At 38.8% G+C, this 17,370-nt stretch carries 14 protein-coding genes; all 14 read left to right on the top strand.

From position 1 onward, the window contains the following. Positions 1–202 precede the first annotated feature (202 nt). Positions 203–769, top strand: coding sequence for an NfeD family protein (locus BW721_RS03605; RefSeq protein ID WP_076766199.1), 567 nt, complete (start codon positions 203–205; stop codon positions 767–769). Between the two features lie 24 nt (positions 770–793). Then, positions 794–2,320 (top strand): flotillin family protein, encoded by a 1,527-nt coding sequence (locus BW721_RS03600; RefSeq protein ID WP_076766197.1) that lies wholly within the window; start codon positions 794–796, stop codon positions 2,318–2,320. A 178-nt stretch (positions 2,321–2,498) separates the two neighbouring features. Beyond that, complete coding sequence (gene purE / locus BW721_RS03595) at positions 2,499–2,999, top strand: 5-(carboxyamino)imidazole ribonucleotide mutase (protein ID WP_076766195.1); 501 nt, start codon at positions 2,499–2,501, stop codon at positions 2,997–2,999. Further along, positions 2,996–4,114, top strand: a complete 1,119-nt coding sequence (gene purK, locus BW721_RS03590; protein ID WP_076766193.1) for a 5-(carboxyamino)imidazole ribonucleotide synthase — start codon at positions 2,996–2,998, stop codon at positions 4,112–4,114. The genes purE and purK overlap by 4 nt, the downstream gene beginning before the upstream one ends. Before the next feature lie 224 nt (positions 4,115–4,338). Then, entirely contained in the window at positions 4,339–4,587 is a 249-nt protein-coding gene (gene purS, locus BW721_RS03585) for a phosphoribosylformylglycinamidine synthase subunit PurS (RefSeq protein WP_076766191.1), read from the top strand. A 1-nt stretch (position 4,588) separates the two neighbouring features. After that, positions 4,589–5,263, top strand: coding sequence for a phosphoribosylformylglycinamidine synthase subunit PurQ (gene purQ, locus BW721_RS03580; protein WP_076766189.1), 675 nt, complete (start codon positions 4,589–4,591; stop codon positions 5,261–5,263). A gap of 27 nt (positions 5,264–5,290) precedes the next feature. Then, on the top strand, positions 5,291–7,513 hold the full coding sequence (gene purL, locus BW721_RS03575; protein ID WP_076766187.1) for a phosphoribosylformylglycinamidine synthase subunit PurL: 2,223 nt from the start codon (positions 5,291–5,293) through the stop codon (positions 7,511–7,513). A gap of 56 nt (positions 7,514–7,569) precedes the next feature. Beyond that, entirely contained in the window at positions 7,570–9,051 is a 1,482-nt protein-coding gene (gene purF, locus BW721_RS03570) for an amidophosphoribosyltransferase (RefSeq protein ID WP_076768634.1), read from the top strand. Next, positions 9,044–10,093 (top strand): phosphoribosylformylglycinamidine cyclo-ligase, encoded by a 1,050-nt coding sequence (gene purM / locus BW721_RS03565; RefSeq protein ID WP_076766185.1) that lies wholly within the window; start codon positions 9,044–9,046, stop codon positions 10,091–10,093. Before purF ends, purM begins: the two co-directional genes overlap by 8 nt. Before the next feature lies 1 nt (position 10,094). Continuing rightward, entirely contained in the window at positions 10,095–10,673 is a 579-nt protein-coding gene (gene purN, locus BW721_RS03560) for a phosphoribosylglycinamide formyltransferase (RefSeq protein ID WP_076766183.1), read from the top strand. Beyond that, positions 10,670–12,244 carry a bifunctional phosphoribosylaminoimidazolecarboxamide formyltransferase/IMP cyclohydrolase gene (gene purH / locus BW721_RS03555; protein WP_076766181.1) on the top strand — a complete coding sequence of 525 codons (1,575 nt, stop codon included), beginning with the start codon at positions 10,670–10,672 and terminating at the stop codon, positions 12,242–12,244. The genes purN and purH overlap by 4 nt, the downstream gene beginning before the upstream one ends. A gap of 18 nt (positions 12,245–12,262) precedes the next feature. Continuing rightward, positions 12,263–13,528: a phosphoribosylamine--glycine ligase gene (gene purD / locus BW721_RS03550; RefSeq protein WP_076766179.1), complete on the top strand. Its 1,266-nt coding sequence runs from the start codon at positions 12,263–12,265 to the stop codon at positions 13,526–13,528. 192 nt (positions 13,529–13,720) lie between these two features. Beyond that, entirely contained in the window at positions 13,721–15,394 is a 1,674-nt protein-coding gene (locus tag BW721_RS03545) for a formate--tetrahydrofolate ligase (RefSeq protein ID WP_076766177.1), read from the top strand. 67 nt (positions 15,395–15,461) lie between these two features. Next, positions 15,462–17,360, top strand: a complete 1,899-nt coding sequence (locus BW721_RS03540; RefSeq protein ID WP_076766175.1) for an ABC-F family ATP-binding cassette domain-containing protein — start codon at positions 15,462–15,464, stop codon at positions 17,358–17,360. Positions 17,361–17,370: the final 10 nt, after the last annotated feature.

The raw sequence follows: 17,370 nt of genomic DNA, 5'->3' as shown, positions 1-17,370 counted from the left end.
TGTAACGCTCATCTAGACACACAACTTAACGAGTGGTACAAAAGGATAGAACGAATCCCTAGCCCGCATATTCAACGAGTTAGGGATTTTTTTGTCTGTTTTGTGAAGAATAGTAAAATTATATTTTACTATTGTCTGAAAAAAGCGTACAATTAAATTGTAGGATAAAAAAGCAATATCAAAGGAGAAAGGAGAGGTTTGCTTGTCTGCGTTATTTGAATCGATGACCTTAGCGACTGGATTAATGGCAACAGGCATTATAGGTGCACTGATTTGTATTCCCGTTAAAGACATTATTTCAGTTGATTTCTATGATATTTGCGATTTGTTTATCAGTCTATTTTTTGTTGGTCTTATTTCAACAAAGTTTAGTATGGAGTCATCTCATCAGACGCTACTATTAATCGCTCTATTTTTAGCGATTTCGTTAGTGATCATTTTGATCAAGCTGTTTGTCTTTGTTCCTTTTCAAACGAAAGCTGAAACTAATGCTCTCTTATCTCGCAAAGACTACATTGGTGAAAAAGGGAGAGTCACCGTTACCATTAATCTCGATACAGTGGGTGAAGTGGTGCTGTATACTATCTTTGGTAATGTACCAATGACAGCCAAAATCTATCAATCATCCGATGATGATTCACCTCTTCGTATTGCGACAGGAGAACAAATTCGTGTGATGGATATTGATGGTGGCATTGTTTATGTAACACCTTATGAAGAAGACTTATTTTTACCCCCATTAGAAAGTCATTGGGGAAAAATAAAATAAAAAAGAAAAGAAAGGTGATATTGAATGGAAGATTTATTTATTTGGATTGGTTTAGCTGCTATTATTATCGTATTTTTAGTAGCCATTATTGGGCGTTACGTGACAGTTTCTCCTGATACAGCTTTAATTGTCAGTGGGAGTTTTTTGGGGAATGGCACAAATGTCTTCACCGATAAAGAAAATAATAAAATGAAAATTGTACGTGGAGGTGGGACATTCTTATGGCCTATATTCCAAGAAGGTAAACGTCTCTCTTTAATGTCTAGTAAGTTAGAAGTAGGCGCGAGCGAAGTTTATACCAAACAAGGTGTTCCTATTTCTGCTACAGGTACTGTTATTATCAAAATTGGCTCTTCTGTAGAAGAAATTGCTACTGCTGCTGAACAATACTTAGGTAAGGAAACACACGAATTAGAAGAGGAAGCACAAGAAGTATTGGAAGGACACTTACGAGCAATTCTTGGTAGTTTAACGGTTGAAGAAATTTACCGTGAACGTGATGAATTTGGGGCTCAAGTTCAACAAGTAGCATCACACGATTTAGAAAAAATGGGCTTGAAGATTGTATCCTTTACCATTAAAGATGTAGCTGATTCGAATGGTTATTTAGAAAGTTTGGGACGCCCTCAAATTGCGGAAGCAAAGAAAAATGCTGAAATTGCTGAGGCTGAAGCTGAAAAGACAACCATTATTCAAAAAGCAGATGCGATGAAACAAGCAAGAGAAGCTGAAAACAGCCGAGCAAGTGAAATTGCCTTATCTGAAAAAGATAAACAATTAAAACTAGCAGAATACAAAAAAGAGCAAGATGTTCAACAAGCGATTGCGGACCGTGCTTATGAGCTACAAGAAGCAGACTTGAAAAAACAATTAGTTGAAAAACAAAAAGAAATTGAATTAGTAGACCGTCGTAAACAAATCGAAATTGAAACAGAAGAAGTTCTTTTGGCAGCTAAGAAGTTAGAAGCTGAGGTTGAAAAATCTGCAGATGCCAAACGTTATGCTGATGTTCAAAGTGCTGAAGCAGATAAGCAAAAACGGATTCTAGATGCAGAAGCATCAGCTAAAGAAATTGAATTAAATGCGCAGGCCGAAGCTGAAAGTATTTCCAAAGTTGGACGCGCTAAAGCGGAAGCAGAATCCTTAAACATTGCTGAGATTGGTCGTGCCAAAGCTGAGGCAGCACAAAAACTAGCTGAAGCCTATAAAGAATACGGACAACAAGCCATTATGTTAGAGCTACTAAAAGTTTACCCTGAAATTGTTAAAAATGCTGCAGAACCAATTAGTAATATTGATAAGATAACCATTATTGATGGCGGTGAAGGTAAGGGCGTTTCACAAGTGAGTGGCTATACGACTCGAACATTAGCAAGTATCCAAGAATCATTGAAGGAAACGTTAGGATTAGATGTTTCAGAGTTGATTAATAGCTATGTTGGCAACCACAATGTTGGGTCAAAGTTGAGTGAATTGAATGAAACACTTCAAACACAACCAGACCTACATACCGATTCAGAACCTGTTAAAACAGAAGTAGAGAGTTTATAATAATTAACCATTTAAGGAAGAGGCTAGTAAAAAATCTAGCCTTTTTTTGTTTTAATCATATTTAATCACTTTTCATATTAACGAACAATAAATAAAACATTTTTATAAAAGTTTGTTTTTAAATGGAAAAAGAACAATTAATATGCTATCCTTTCTATGAAAAGGAGTGTTTTAGCGAATGACAGATTATAATCAACCCAAAGTTGCTATCGTTATGGGTAGTAAATCAGATTGGACGCAGATGAAAGAATGTGCAGACTTACTTGATGAACTTCAAGTTCCCTATACAAAAGCAGTTGTCTCTGCTCACCGCATGCCAGACCAAATGTTTCAGTTTGCAGAAGAGGCCGCATCTAAGGGTTATCAGGTCATTATTGCAGGAGCTGGTGGTGCCGCGCATTTACCAGGTATGATTGCTGCCAAAACAAGCTTACCGACCATTGGTGTCCCAATAAAATCAAGTACATTAAACGGCATTGATTCATTACTATCAATCGTCCAAATGCCGGGAGGTGTTCCGGTTGCTACGATGGCTATTGGAACAGCTGGAGCTAAAAATGCGGCTTTATTCGCAGCCAGAATTCTCACTTTAACAGACAAGGACCTTTTAAACCGTTTAACTGACTTTAATAACCAGCAGAAAAAAATGGCAGAAGAAAGTACGGAGGATCTCTTATGATTAAGCCACTAGCTCCTCAATCAACCATTGGTATAATTGGAGCAGGACAGCTAGGTAAAATGCTAGCCCAATCTGCCCAAAAATTTGGTTACCAAGTGGCGACTTATGATCCTAATCCTGAGTCATGTGCCTTTGCGGTTTCAAATTGGCATCAAGTCGGAAGTTTTGATGATGAAGTAGCACTGTTAGACTTCTGTAAAAAAGTAGACGTTTTGACTTATGAGTTCGAAAATATTAATGGGGAACTCCTAAAAAAGATAGAATCGATAGTTTCTTTGCCTCAAGGAACGTCGCTTTTGTTACATTCTCAAAATAGGTTAAAAGAGAAAAGTTGGCTAAACAGCATTCACATAAAAACAGCTCCTTATTGGGAAATTAATTCATTAGAAGACCTCAGAGAGGCACTCCTTCAATCCGGTTATCCTGCTGTTTTGAAAACAAACCGCTTTGGCTACGATGGAAAAGGTCAGATGGTTATTAAGAGTGCAAGCAATCTAGCTGACTCAAATCTGCTATCATTGGTCAATCAGAACTGTATATTAGAAGGATTCTGTGATTTTATAACAGAGGCATCTATTATGGTTGCAAGAGATCAATATGGGCGTATCGAAACATTTCCAATTAGTGAAAATAATCATCAAGATGGGATTTTATTTACAAGTCAGGCTCCAGCGGATTTTTCGAAAGAAATCACTGATGCAATAACACAATCTGCCTGCCAGATTGCTGAAAAAGCGCAATTAGTAGGGGTTTTGGGCATTGAATTTTTTGTATTAAATAATCATGAAATCGTTGTTAACGAGTTAGCACCGCGTCCTCATAATTCTGGACATTACAGCATTGAAGGTTGCAATGTCTCTCAGTTTGACCAACATATTTTAGCAGTTAGCGGTCGCCCTTTGGCGGCTGTATCTTGCTTAGCGGATGCATATATGATCAATCTATTAGGACAAGATTTAGTCTTAATCCCATCTATCTGGCATGATTATCCAGAAGCACATGTTCATCTTTATCAAAAAGGCGAAGCCAAATACAATCGGAAAATGGGGCATATAACACTCCTTAATGAATCGGTAGCACATAAACACACATTGACTAGTCGATTTGAACGTTAAAAGACGAATAAAGCAGATTTAATTTGGAATCTGCTTTATTCGTCTTTTTGTCATTTATGGGATCAAAAAATTAATGTTAAGAATCACAATGAGTAAAAAACGAACAATAAATAAAAACAATTAATAAATGTTAGCTAAAGCTATTGAGTTATTTAATGTTTAATGTTAATTTAATCATGTAAGGTTTAGAAAACGAATATTCAAAAAATTCAAGGAGTGAAGTCATGTATTTAGCAAAAGTTTATATCACTTATAAAGAATCAATTTTAGACCCTAAAGGGGAAGCTGTTAAGAAGGCCATTCATCAACTTGATTATCAATCTGTTGCATCTGTAAGAATGGGTAAATATTTTGAAATCACAGTTGAAGAAAATGATCGTGCAGAAGTTGAACGTACTATCGAAGCCATTGCTGATCAATTATTAGCAAATGTCACAATGGAATCATACCGTTACGAAATCGAGGAGGCATAAGATGAAATTTGCAGTAGTAGTATTTCCTGGATCTAATTGCGATATTGATTTATTTGAGGCGATTGATTCTGTCTTAAAAGAAGATGTCTCATATGTCGACTACCGCGAGACCAACTTAGATAAATATGATGCGATTTTAATTCCTGGTGGGTTTTCTTATGGGGATTATCTACGTTGTGGAGCGATTGCACGCTTTGCACCCATTATGGAAGCTATTATTCAAAAAGCTGAAGCCGGTGTACCTGTATTTGGAACATGTAATGGATTCCAAATTTTAACAGAAGCTGGTCTTTTACCAGGAGCCCTTCACTCAAATACTCATTTGAAATTTGTTTGTAAACCACAACGTTTAGTTGTTGAAAACAATGACACATTATTTACCCACCTTTATGAAAAAAACGAAGAGATTACATTACCTATTGCGCACGCTGAAGGAAATTATTACTGTGATCCAGAAACATTAGCTGAATTAGAAGCTAATAACCAAATTGTATTCCGCTACGCATCGGATGATAACCCGAACGGTAGTTTAGCTAATATTGCTGGAATTACAAATAAAGCTGGTAATGTTCTTGGCATGATGCCTCACCCAGAGCGAGCAGTTGAAGACATACTCGGATTCAAAGACGGCTTGAAACTGTTCCAATCACTAGCTAAAACGCTCGTTCATAAATAAAAAATGGTAGTAAGAAAGGGGATCAACATGCTGTTACAAGCTATGAAGCCGGAAGACGTAAAAAAATCAGGTATTTTTCGCCAATGGGGATTAAAAGATTCAGAATTTGAATTAATTCAAACAATTTTAGGTCGTTTACCTAACTACACTGAGACAGGCTTATATTCGGTGATGTGGAGTGAACACTGTTCTTATAAAAACTCAAAACCTGTTTTAAAAACATTCTTTACAAAAGGAAAACAAGTTATTCAAGGGCCTGGTGAAGGTGCTGGAATTGTAGATATTGGCGATCAACAAGCAGTTGTTTTTAAAATGGAAAGCCATAATCATCCATCAGCAGTTGAGCCTTATGAAGGGGCTGCTACAGGTGTTGGTGGTATTATCCGTGATATTTTTAGTATGGGCGCAAGACCGATCGCTATGCTAGATTCTTTGCGTTTTGGTGAATTAAACAATCCACAAACAAAACGTATTTTTTCTGGTGTTGTTGATGGTATTGGCGGATATGGAAACTGTATTGGTATTCCGACAGTGGGTGGAGAAACGAAATTTGATGCTTCTTATGAAGGTAACCCACTAGTAAATGCTATGTGTGTAGGGATTATTGACCATGCTGATATTCAAAAAGGGCAAGCGAGTGGTGTTGGGAATGCCATTATGTATGTTGGCGCTAAGACAGGCCGTGATGGGATTCATGGCGCAACATTTGCGAGTGAAGAATTTAGTGATGAAAACAGTGGTCAACGTTCAGCGGTTCAAGTTGGCGATCCATTTATGGAAAAACTATTAATGGAAGCTTGTCTGGAATTAATTAAAGAACTAGACGACCACTTAGTGGGAATCCAAGATATGGGTGCTGCTGGTCTTGTATCATCTAGTTCTGAAATGGCATCTAAGGCAGGTGCGGGTATCTTATTAAATCTAGACGATGTGCCTCAACGTGAAACAGGTATGACACCGTATGAAATTTTACTATCTGAATCGCAAGAGAGAATGTTGTTATGTGTTGAAAAAGGTTATGAAAAAGAAGTAGAGGCATTATTTGCACGCTATGATTTGGATGCTGTGACGGTTGGTGAAGTAACAGAAGGCGATCGTTATAAAGTTTTCCAAGGTGGTCAATTAGTAGCAGATGTTCCAGTTGATTCTCTAGCAGAAGATGCTCCTGTTTATCAAAATAAAGCAACCAAGCCTGCCCGTATGAGTCAATACGAAACAGAAGCAGCATTTGTGCCAAAAGTGGATGATTTAAAAGAGAGTTTATTTAATCTATTAACAACGGCTGATTTAGCAAGTAAAGCACCGATTTATGAAACTTACGATTCAATGGTTCGAACAAACACTGTTGTGGGACCTGGTAGTGATGCAGCGGTTGTCCGCATTAGAGGCACACGTAAAGCATTAGCGATGACAGCAGATTGTAATGCCCGTTATATTTATTTAAATCCATATGTAGGCGGACAAATTGCAGTAGCAGAAGCAGCTCGAAATATTGTTGCTTCAGGTGGCTACCCACTAGCTATTACCGACTGCTTGAACTTTGGTAACCCAGAAAACCCTGAAATCTTCTACGAACTACAAGAATCTGCAAAAGGTATTTCAGCAGTTTGTGAACGATTCGATGCACCAGTTATTTCAGGTAACGTGTCACTTTATAATGAAAATAAAAATGGTGCTATTTATCCAACACCAACAATCGGAATGGTTGGATTGATTGAAGATGTTGATCATGTTTTAACGCAACACTTTAACCAAGCAGGCGATGTTATTTATGTTATTGGTGAAACAAAAGATAATTATGCGGGTTCACTCATTCAAAAAGTACAAGTCGGTCAAATTTCTGGCTTAGTTGATTTTGATATGGAACAAGAATATCAAAATCAAGCTTTCGTTCGCCAAGCTAACCAAGCGGGCTTCTTAACAAGTGCGCATGATATTTCTGAAGGTGGGCTTGCTGCAGCATTAATGGAAGCTGTTTTTACAACTCAGTTTGGATTTGATGTTAAAGCAGATTTAAATAATGCTCAATTATTTAGCGAAACACAGTCACGCTTTATTGTTACTGTACCCCAAGATAAGAAAGACCAATTCGAAGCGTCTATCCCAGGAGATGTTCCTGTTGCCGTTCTAGGTAGCGTGACGAAATCAGATGAAATCTCATTATCAACAAATGAAACTGACATAGCATTTAAACGTTCTGATATTGAGACCAAGTGGAGAGAGGTTATCCCATGTCTTCTAAAAGCTTAGAAAACGAAGCAGTAGTACCCCCATTTTTTTATGAAAAAGACAATAGTCTCCTCTCTATGGAGTGGGAATCGGATCACAGCAGAAGCATTAATGAAGAGTGCGGTGTTTTTGGCGTATGGAATCATCCTCAAGCTAATCGCGTTACCTTTTTCGGCTTACATGCCCTCCAACATCGTGGGCAAGCAGGAGCAGGTATTAGCTGTGGTGATGGTCAAGCATTAAAAAATTTCCGAGGGATTGGCTTGTTAAGCCACGTCTTTAAAAATGCAGAAGATTTAGAATCGTTAACAGGAGACCGTGCGATTGGTCATGTTCGCTATGCGACAAATGGTGGACACGACAATTTAAATAACTTCCAGCCCTTTTTGTTCCATTTTCATGACCAAGATATTGCCTTGGCTCATAATGGTAATATTACTAATGCTCAGAGTTTACGAAGAGAACTAGAAGAATCAGGTGCTGTTTTTAACTCATCATCTGATTCTGAAGTGTTAATTCACCTAATCCGTCACAGTAAAAAAGATGATTTTTATGAAAAATTAGAGGATGCGCTTCACCAAATACAAGGTGGTTTTAACTATACGATTCTAACAAACGATGCCTTAATTGGTGTTGTTGATCCAAATAGCTTCCGTCCGCTTGTTATTGGGAAAATGAAGAATGGTGCTTACATTTTAACGAGTGAGAGCTGTGCACTACATGTTGTTGGCGCTGAATTTGTTCAAAATATTCATGCTGGTCACTATGCTATTATTAATGACGATGGGATTACGATCCGTTCTTATACGGACAAAACGATGATTGCCATTGAAGCAATGGAATATATTTATTTCGCAAGACCAGATTCTGATATTGCTGGTATTAACGTCCACAGTGCCCGAAAAGCCATGGGTCGTCAATTAGCACTTGAGCAGGCTCCACCAGCTCAAGTGGATATGGTGATCGGTGTGCCAAACTCATCCTTATCTGCTGCAACAGGTTACGCTGAACAGAGTGGTATACCATATGAAATGGGACTTGTTAAAAACCAATATGTTGCAAGAACGTTCATTGAACCAACTCAGGAATTAAGAGAACAAGGTGTTCGTAAAAAGCTATCTGCTGTTGTCGGAGTTGTAGAAGGTAAATCAATTGTCCTTGTGGATGATTCGATTGTTAGAGGAACAACGATGAAACGCCTAATCTTATTGTTAAGAGAAGCGGGTGCGCGTGAAGTACATGTTCGTATCACGAGCCCCCCATTCCGTTTCCCAAATTACTATGGGATTGATATGAGTACCAGTTCAGAGTTACTAGCAGCTAACATGACTGTTGCTGAAATGACAGATTATCTAGGTGCAGATACCTTGTCCTTCTTATCGGTAGAGGGAACCATTGAAAGTATCGGCTTAAATTTTGACGCACCTCATAAAGGAATATGTATTTCTGCTTTTACAGGCGATTATCCTGCGCCATTAGGTGATTATCAAGAAGGATTAGAAAAACAATTAACAACCATCCAAAAGAAAATTTTGAAAGGGGAACATGTTGATGACTGAAGGTAAGCATTCTGCTTATGAAGCAGCTGGTGTCCAAATTGAGAAGGGGTATGAAGCAGTTGAACGCATGAAAAAACATATTCAACGTACCAACCGTCCTGAAGTGATGTCTCAAGTTGGAGGCTTTGGAGGCTTATTTGATTTATCAAACCATAAAGATGGGCAGCCTATTCTTGTTTCTGGAACGGATGGCGTTGGGACAAAAATTATCCTTGCTCAACAATCAAAAACGTACGATACGATTGGCATTGATTGCGTAGCAATGTGTGTGAATGATGTATTAGCTCAAGGTGCAGAACCATTATTTTTCCTGGATTATTTAGCAGTTGGTCAAAATGACCCTCAAACGGTTGAAGCGATTGTCTCTGGAGTGGCACAAGGGTGTGTCGAGGCTGGTGCTGCTTTAATTGGAGGTGAGACAGCTGAAATGCCAGATGTTTATGGTAAAGAGGATTTTGATTTAGCTGGTTTTTGCGTCGGCATTGTTGACCGTAAAAAAATGCTAGATAAGACAAAGGTCGAAGCAGGCCATGTCTTAGTGGGGATTCCAAGCTCTGGCATTCACTCTAATGGTTTTTCTCTCGTTAGAAAGGTGTTCTTCAAGGATAATGATTGGCAATATGATCAATTACTAGAAGACGGAAAGTCTCTGATTGATCATCTTCTAACCCCTACTCGTATTTACGTTAATGATTTACTACCACTATTAAAAAGAGGACTGATAAAAGGCCTTGCTCATATTACAGGCGGTGGTTTTCCTGAGAATTTGCCGCGAATGTTTGATGAAACGACATTAACGGCTCATATCGATACATCTAAATGGCAACCTCATCCAATTTTTTCGCTCATTCAAGAACTAGGGAATGTATCATCCGATGATATGTATCAAGTGTTCAATATGGGGATTGGAATGATCGCTGCAGTTGCAAAGGAAGATGTTGAAACAGTTTGCCAACATATTCCAGATGCAGTTGTTATTGGTGAAATGAGTCAGAAAGTTGATGACAAAGATCTTATCTTAACAATGGAGGAATCAAACTAATATGAGAATCGCTTTATTCGCTTCAGGAAATGGCTCTAACGTTGAAGCTATTATCCAAGCGTCACTAGAAGGTCGCTTGGACGCTGAAATTGCTTGTCTATTCTGTGATAATCCGCATGCATACGTGATTGAGCGTGCCATCGAACATAATATTCCATTCTTTGTTTGTGCACCACAACAATGTGCAACACGAGAGAAGTGGGAAGGATTTATTCTTTCTTTCTTGGAAACACATCAAGTAGACTGGATTGTTTTAGCAGGCTTCATGCGAATCATTGGTCAACCATTGTTGAATCGATTCCCTAATCGCATTTTGAATATTCATCCATCGCTTTTGCCAGCTTATCCGGGTAAAGACAGCATTAAAGAGGCCTTTGATGCAAAAGCTACTCATACGGGTGTAACGGTTCATTATGTTGATAACGGCATTGATACGGGCCCCGTTATTGCCCAAGAAGAAGTAGCCATTCAAGATGGATGGGATTTAGAAACGCTAGAAGAAGCAATTCACCAAATTGAACACCGACTTTACCCAGAAATTATTCAACAAGTAACGAAAAAGGAGTGCGCATATTCATGACCAAACGTTATGCCTTAATCAGTGTGTCAGATAAAACAGAAATTGAAAGAGTAGCCAAAAGTTTAATAAAAGCTGGTCTATCTCTTCTAAGTACAGGTGGAACGTTAAAAGCATTAGAAGATGCCGGTATTCCAGTAGCAGCCGTTGAAAGTGTAACGGAATTTCCAGAGATGATGGACGGTCGTGTAAAAACACTTCACCCTAAAATTCACGGTGGTTTGTTAGGACTTAGAAGTAACGAAAAGCATCAAGCAGCTATGTCAGAACATGGGATTTTACCAATTGACGTCGTTGTTGTTAATTTATATCCCTTTAAAGAGACAATCACGAAAGCTGATGTGACATTGGGTGATGCGATTGAAAACATTGATATTGGTGGTCCAAGCATGCTGAGAAGTGCAGCTAAAAACTATCAATCTGTCACAGTCGTAACAGATCCAAGAGACTACGATCAATTGATTAGTCAATTAGATGAAACTGGTCAAACAAACTTAGCTTTTAGACAATACTTAGCTAAAAAGGTCTTCCAATTAACAGCTTACTACGATTCACTAATTGCTAATTACTTAACAGAATCGTTTGAGCCATTAGAAAAAGAAGCGAATTGGCCACAATTAGTTTTATCTTACGAGCATAACCAAAGCCTTCGTTATGGCGAAAATAGCCACCAAGAAGCTGATTTCTATACGCAATTAAATGCGCCTGACTATAGTATTTCTCGAGCAGAGCAATTGCATGGTAAAGCACTGTCGTACAATAATATTAAAGATGCTAATGCGGCCCTTCAAATCATTAAAGAGTTCCCAGAAGCTTGTGCTGTAGCTGTCAAACACTTGAATCCTTGTGGTGTCGCTATTGGAGACAATGTCGAACAAGCTTTTGATCGTTGTTTTGAAGCAGATCCGATTTCCATCTTTGGTGGAATTGTTGTTGTCAATCGTCCTGTTAGTTTAGAGTTAGCTGAAAAGCTACATACAATCTTTTTAGAAATTGTTATTGCACCATCTTTTGATGAGGATGCTTTCAAATTATTAGCGAAAAAGAAAAATCTTCGCTTAATGACCCTCAACTTTCCAGAGTCGCATGACCAAAAAGAATGGGAATATAGTTCAGTTTCTGGTGGCTTACTTGTTCAAAATGTGGATGATTCAAAAGAATTAACACAATTTGACCAATGGGAAACGATGACTGAGCGCCAACCGACAGAGCGTGAATTAACAGCAATGAGCTTTGGTATGCGAGTATGTAAACACGTGAAGAGTAATGCCATTGTAATAACAAATGATTATCGCACGTTAGGAATCGGTTCAGGCCAAATGAACCGTGTTGGCGCTGCTAAAATTGCGTTAGAACAAGCTAAAGAAGCGTTAACAACTCTAGATGATACGCTATTAGTTATGGCTAGTGATGCCTTTTTCCCAATGGACGATACCGTTCAACTTGCTAACCAATACGGCGTTACTGCCGTTATTCAACCGGGTGGGTCTCTAAAAGATAGTGATTCAGTCAAAGCCTGTGATGAAGCAGCTATGGCAATGGTAAAAACGGGTATCCGTCATTTCAAACATTAAAAAAGGAGCCGGCCACTTATGACCAAAACAAGCATTTTAGTGGTAGGAGCAGGCGGTAGAGAGCATGCTCTTGCTAAGCAGTACGCCAAAAGTTCGCACGTTAACCAAGTTTTTGTTGCCCCAGGTAATCCAGGTATGGTTCAATCAGCTAATGAATATGAAGCAGCCATTTCATGTGTTGCTATAACTGTAGAGGATATTGAAGCATTACTTCATTTTGCTAAGGAAGAAGCTGTTTCTCTTACATTTGTTGGTCCTGAAGTTCCTTTAAATCTAGGAATTGTAGACCGTTTTTCAGAAGAGGGATTAGCGGTTGTAGGACCAACTAAGGAAGCTGCTCAATTGGAGTCTTCGAAGGCTTTTGCGAAGGCTGTTATGGAAAAAGCTGATGTTAAAACGGCAGCCTATCGTTACTTTAAGTCAGACGATTTCGACAATGCTTTAGAGTATTTAGCTGAGCAAAGCTTTCCAATTGTTTTAAAAGAAGATGGTCTTGCACAAGGGAAAGGTGTAACTATTTCACCAGATTTTGAAGATGCTAAGCTAACACTAAAGGCGATGATGATTGACCATCAGTCGGATGTCATCATTGAAGAGTGCTTAGTCGGCGAAGAATTCTCTTATTTTGTTCTTGTTAATGGCAAGCATACCATTCCGGTCGGAACAGCTCGTGACTATAAGCGAGTTGGCGATGGCGATAAAGGTTTAAATACAGGCGGCATGGGGGCCTATGCACCTGTTGATTGGGCTGATGAATTACTGGATGAAGTAAATCAAAGTGTTATCCAACCGGTTATCGATCAAATGGTTAGCCAAGGATGTTCATTTACGGGTGTCTTATATGCTGGGTTGATGAAAACTGAGAAAGGCATTTATGTCATCGAATTTAATACGCGCTTTGGTGATCCAGAAACACAAATTCTATTACCTTTAATCGAGGATGATTTTTATGATGTGACACTGGCACATATTAATCAGCAACCTTTTAAAATCAGTTTGTCTGATCAAAAAAGCCTTGGGGTTGTTTTAGCGGCAAAAGGTTACCCAAAAGACTATAAGCGTGGTATGCCGATTCAGCTAACCGAAGAAACCGTAGCTGATGCCATTCGTTACGCCGGTGTTAGCAAAGACGATGACCAACTAGTTGCTAATGGTGGCAGAATTTTGATGGTAACAGCTCAAGCGAATGAATTCTCTAAATGCCGTGACCAGGTTTATAAACAACTCACACAGTTAACTGTTCCTGATAGTTTTTATCGAAATGATATTGGGTTGCACCAATAGTATAAATAGGAGGCGCCAGAAAATGGCGTCTTTATTTTTTTGAATAAAAGAGATAGCGAACCTTATTTTCAGTTTGTGCCGACCAGTTTTAAATGAATGAGGAAAAGATTAAAAAGAAGAACAGAATATAGATATTTTTTAATTCAAAACTTTGGTAAAATGAATAAAATAATTCGAATGGGGTTGAGTTGATTGAAAACTGATATTCAAATTGCACAGGAAAACCAAATGGAACCGATTATGACCATTGCAAAGACAATAGGTCTTGGGGAAGATGACATCAAACAGTATGGTAAATATAAAGCTAAATTATCATGGGATAAAATAAAAGACTTAGGTCAAGAAGAAAATGGCAAATTAATTTTAGTAACGGCTATTAGCCCGACGCCAGCTGGCGAAGGAAAGTCAACGATGACAGTTGGACTTGGCGATTCGCTAGCTAAAATTGGTAAAAAAACGATGATTGCTTTAAGAGAACCGTCAATGGGGCCAACGATGGGAATGAAGGGCGGAGCTGCAGGTGGTGGTTATGCGCAAGTTCAGCCAATGGAAGAAATTAATCTTCATTTTACTGGCGATATGCACGCCATTACAGCAACAAATAATGCCCTAGCCGCTTTTATCGATAACCACATCCAGCAAGGTAATCCGCTACAAATTGATCAACGCCGCATTACGTGGAAACGTGTCTTAGATATTAACGACCGTGCGCTGAGAAACGTTGTTATCGGTTTAGGTGGCCCAACGAATGGTGTACCCAGAGAAGATGGCTTTGATATTACTGTTGCTAGCGAAATTATGGCCATTTTATGTTTAGCGACTTCTCTTCATGATTTAAAAGACCGTTTAGCTCATATTGTGATTGGTTACAATACAAGCCGTAAGCCAGTGACCGTTCGTGACTTAAAAATGGAAGGAGCTTTAACACTCATTTTAAAGGATGCCCTTGAACCAAATCTCGTTCAAACCCTTTATCATACACCAGCTTTCGTTCATGGAGGACCGTTTGCAAATATTGCTCATGGCTGTAACAGTGTCATTGCGACTCAATCAGCCCTGAAATTAGCGGATTACGTTGTAACTGAAGCGGGTTTTGGTGCTGATTTAGGAGCTGAGAAGTTTTTAGATATTAAAGTACCGGTTTTAGGTAAGCACCCAGATGCCGTTGTCATTGTTGCGACGATTCGCTCATTGAAAATGCACGGTGGTGTTCCTAAAGATAAATTGAAAGATACAGAAGATGTTGCAGCAGTTAAGGCCGGCTTCGTTAACCTTCAAAAACATATTGAAAATATGCAGTCTTATGGTATTCCAGTTGTTGTTGGAATCAATCAATTTGTTCATGATACTCAAGAAGAAATTGATGCCCTTCAAGAAGCTTGCCAACAAATGGGTGTTGAGTGCGTGCTAGCGTCTGTTTGGGAAAATGGCCCAGATGGCGGAATTGCATTGGCTGAAGCTGTTGTCCGTGCATGCGACCAAGAAACATATTTTAGTCCCTTATATGTGGCTGATGAAACAACGATTAAAGAGAAAATTTCTCGCGTCGTAAAAACCATTTACGGTGGTTCTGATGTTCAATATAGTAAAAAAGCTGAAACACAAATCAAGCAATTTAACCGTAATGGCTGGGAACATTTACCGGTTTGTATGGCAAAAACGCAATATTCTTTATCAGATGATCCATCTAAGCTTGCTCGTCCAGAAGGGTTTACGATTACGATTCGCGAATTTGTACCAAAAATTGGTGCAGGTTTCTTAGTTGCCATAACAGGTGACATTTTAACGATGCCTGGTTTACCGAAACAGCCAGCAGCTTTAAACATGGATGTTTTAGAAGATGGTACAGTAACCGGTCTATTTTAAAAATCAGTTCACTATAGAGTGTGCTATAATGGCTAAGAATGCTAATGTGAACTGAGGTTATAGAAAAATGAAAGATTTAAAAGCAATTGAATTATCAAAAACATATGGAATTAAACAACTATTTGACCGGGTTTCATTTACCATTCGTGAAGGCGAATATGTGGGATTAATTGGTCCAAACGGGAGTGGTAAAAGTTCGCTTATGGAAATTTTAGCGGGCAAAGAAGAGCCGGATTCAGGTAGAATTGAAAAACCGACTGATTTTCGTGTTGGTTATTTGTCTCAAGAACCTGAAATGGATGATAATCATACCATTTTTGAAGCTGTATTTGAGGGTGACTCGCCACTCGCTCGCGTTGTTCGCGATTATGAGCGTGCCGTTTCACTTCTTTCATTAGACAGCATGAATGATCGCTACCAGCAAGCCTATGCTAAAGCAGAACAAGAAATGAATACGAAAGATGCGTGGCAAGCAGAAGTTCAATTTAAAACGATTTTAAATAAATTAGGCATTACTGAATTAGAAAAAAAAATTGGTGAATTATCTGGTGGTCAGCGCAAGCGTGTTGGGTTGGCACAAGTGTTAATCCAATCGCCAGATTTATTACTTTTAGATGAACCGACTAACCACTTAGACGTGGATGCGATTATTTGGTTAGAGAAATATTTGGCTCAGTATAAGGGGGCGTTGTTACTGATTACCCATGATCGTTACTTCCTTGAGCGAGTAACGAACCATATGCTGGAATTGAAGCATGGTCAGATTGAGAGTTACAAGGGTAATTACGCGTCATACTTGGAGCAAAAAGCTGAGCGCGAAGCTATCCAACAGAAAATGGATGATAAGCAAGTAAAATTGTATAAGAGTGAACTGGCTTGGATGCGTAAAGGAGCGAAGGCTCGTACAACTAAGCAGCAAGCGCGTATTCACCGCTTCGAAGATTTATCTCAGGGTGTTAAGCAACAAGTAAAAGATGACCAGCAAATTGAAATTGGCTTAGAAAGTTCTCGCTTAGGTAAGCGTGTCTTTAATTTAGAAGATGTGACGTTAGAAATCGGTGGAAAAACCATCTTGAATGATTTTAGTCATATTTTCCAATCGACCGACCGCATTGGGATTGTTGGTGAAAACGGCTCTGGTAAAACGACCTTTTTACGGATGCTAGCCGGGGATTTAGAGGCAGTTTCAGGTAAACTAGTTGTTGGTGAAACGGTTCGCATTGGTTACTACCGCCAAATTATGGAACCATTCCCAGAAGATAAACGTGTGATTAACTATTTGCAAGAAATTGCAGAGGAAGCTAAGAAAAAAGACGGCGTTGTTGTCAGCATTACCGAGTTGCTAGAAACATTTTTGTTTCCACGTGAGATGCACGGTAGCTTGATCCGCACCTTGTCAGGCGGTGAGAGAAGACGGTTGTATTTATTGAAAATTTTGATGAATCAACCGAATGTTTTGCTGTTTGATGAGCCAACCAATGATTTGGATATTGAAACATTGACCGTTTTAGAAGATTATTTAACCACTTTCCAAGGCGCTGTATTGGTTGTTTCTCATGATCGTTATTTCTTGGATAAAGTTGCGCATAAATTATTGGTTATTGACCACCCAACTGGTCCAGCTCTTTTCTATGGCGACATGACAGACTATATCGAGAGTGGCTTAAAAGATAAAGCCAGTGAAGCAACTGAGAAAAAAACAGCTATAAAAGAGGCTATTCCAACAGCAGAAAAGAAAAACGAAAAAGTCAAACTAACCTATTCTGAGCAAATGGAATGGAAGACAATTGAAGAAGATATTATGCTAGCAGAAGAAACTGTCGATGAGTTAAAAGAGCAGATGGCAGTCAACGCAAGTGATTATTCCAAACTAGCAGAACTGCAAGAGCAGCTTGATTTAGCTGAAGCTGCTGTATCTGACAAGTGGGAACGTTTCGAGTATCTTAGTCAGTTTATAAATGAATAAAAGGTTGAGG

Origin of the sequence: Jeotgalibaca sp. PTS2502 (assembly GCF_001975685.1) — a bacterium.
Taxonomy (GTDB): domain Bacteria; phylum Bacillota; class Bacilli; order Lactobacillales; family Aerococcaceae; genus Jeotgalibaca; species Jeotgalibaca arthritidis.
This window is presented reverse-complemented; position numbering and strand designations above follow the sequence as displayed.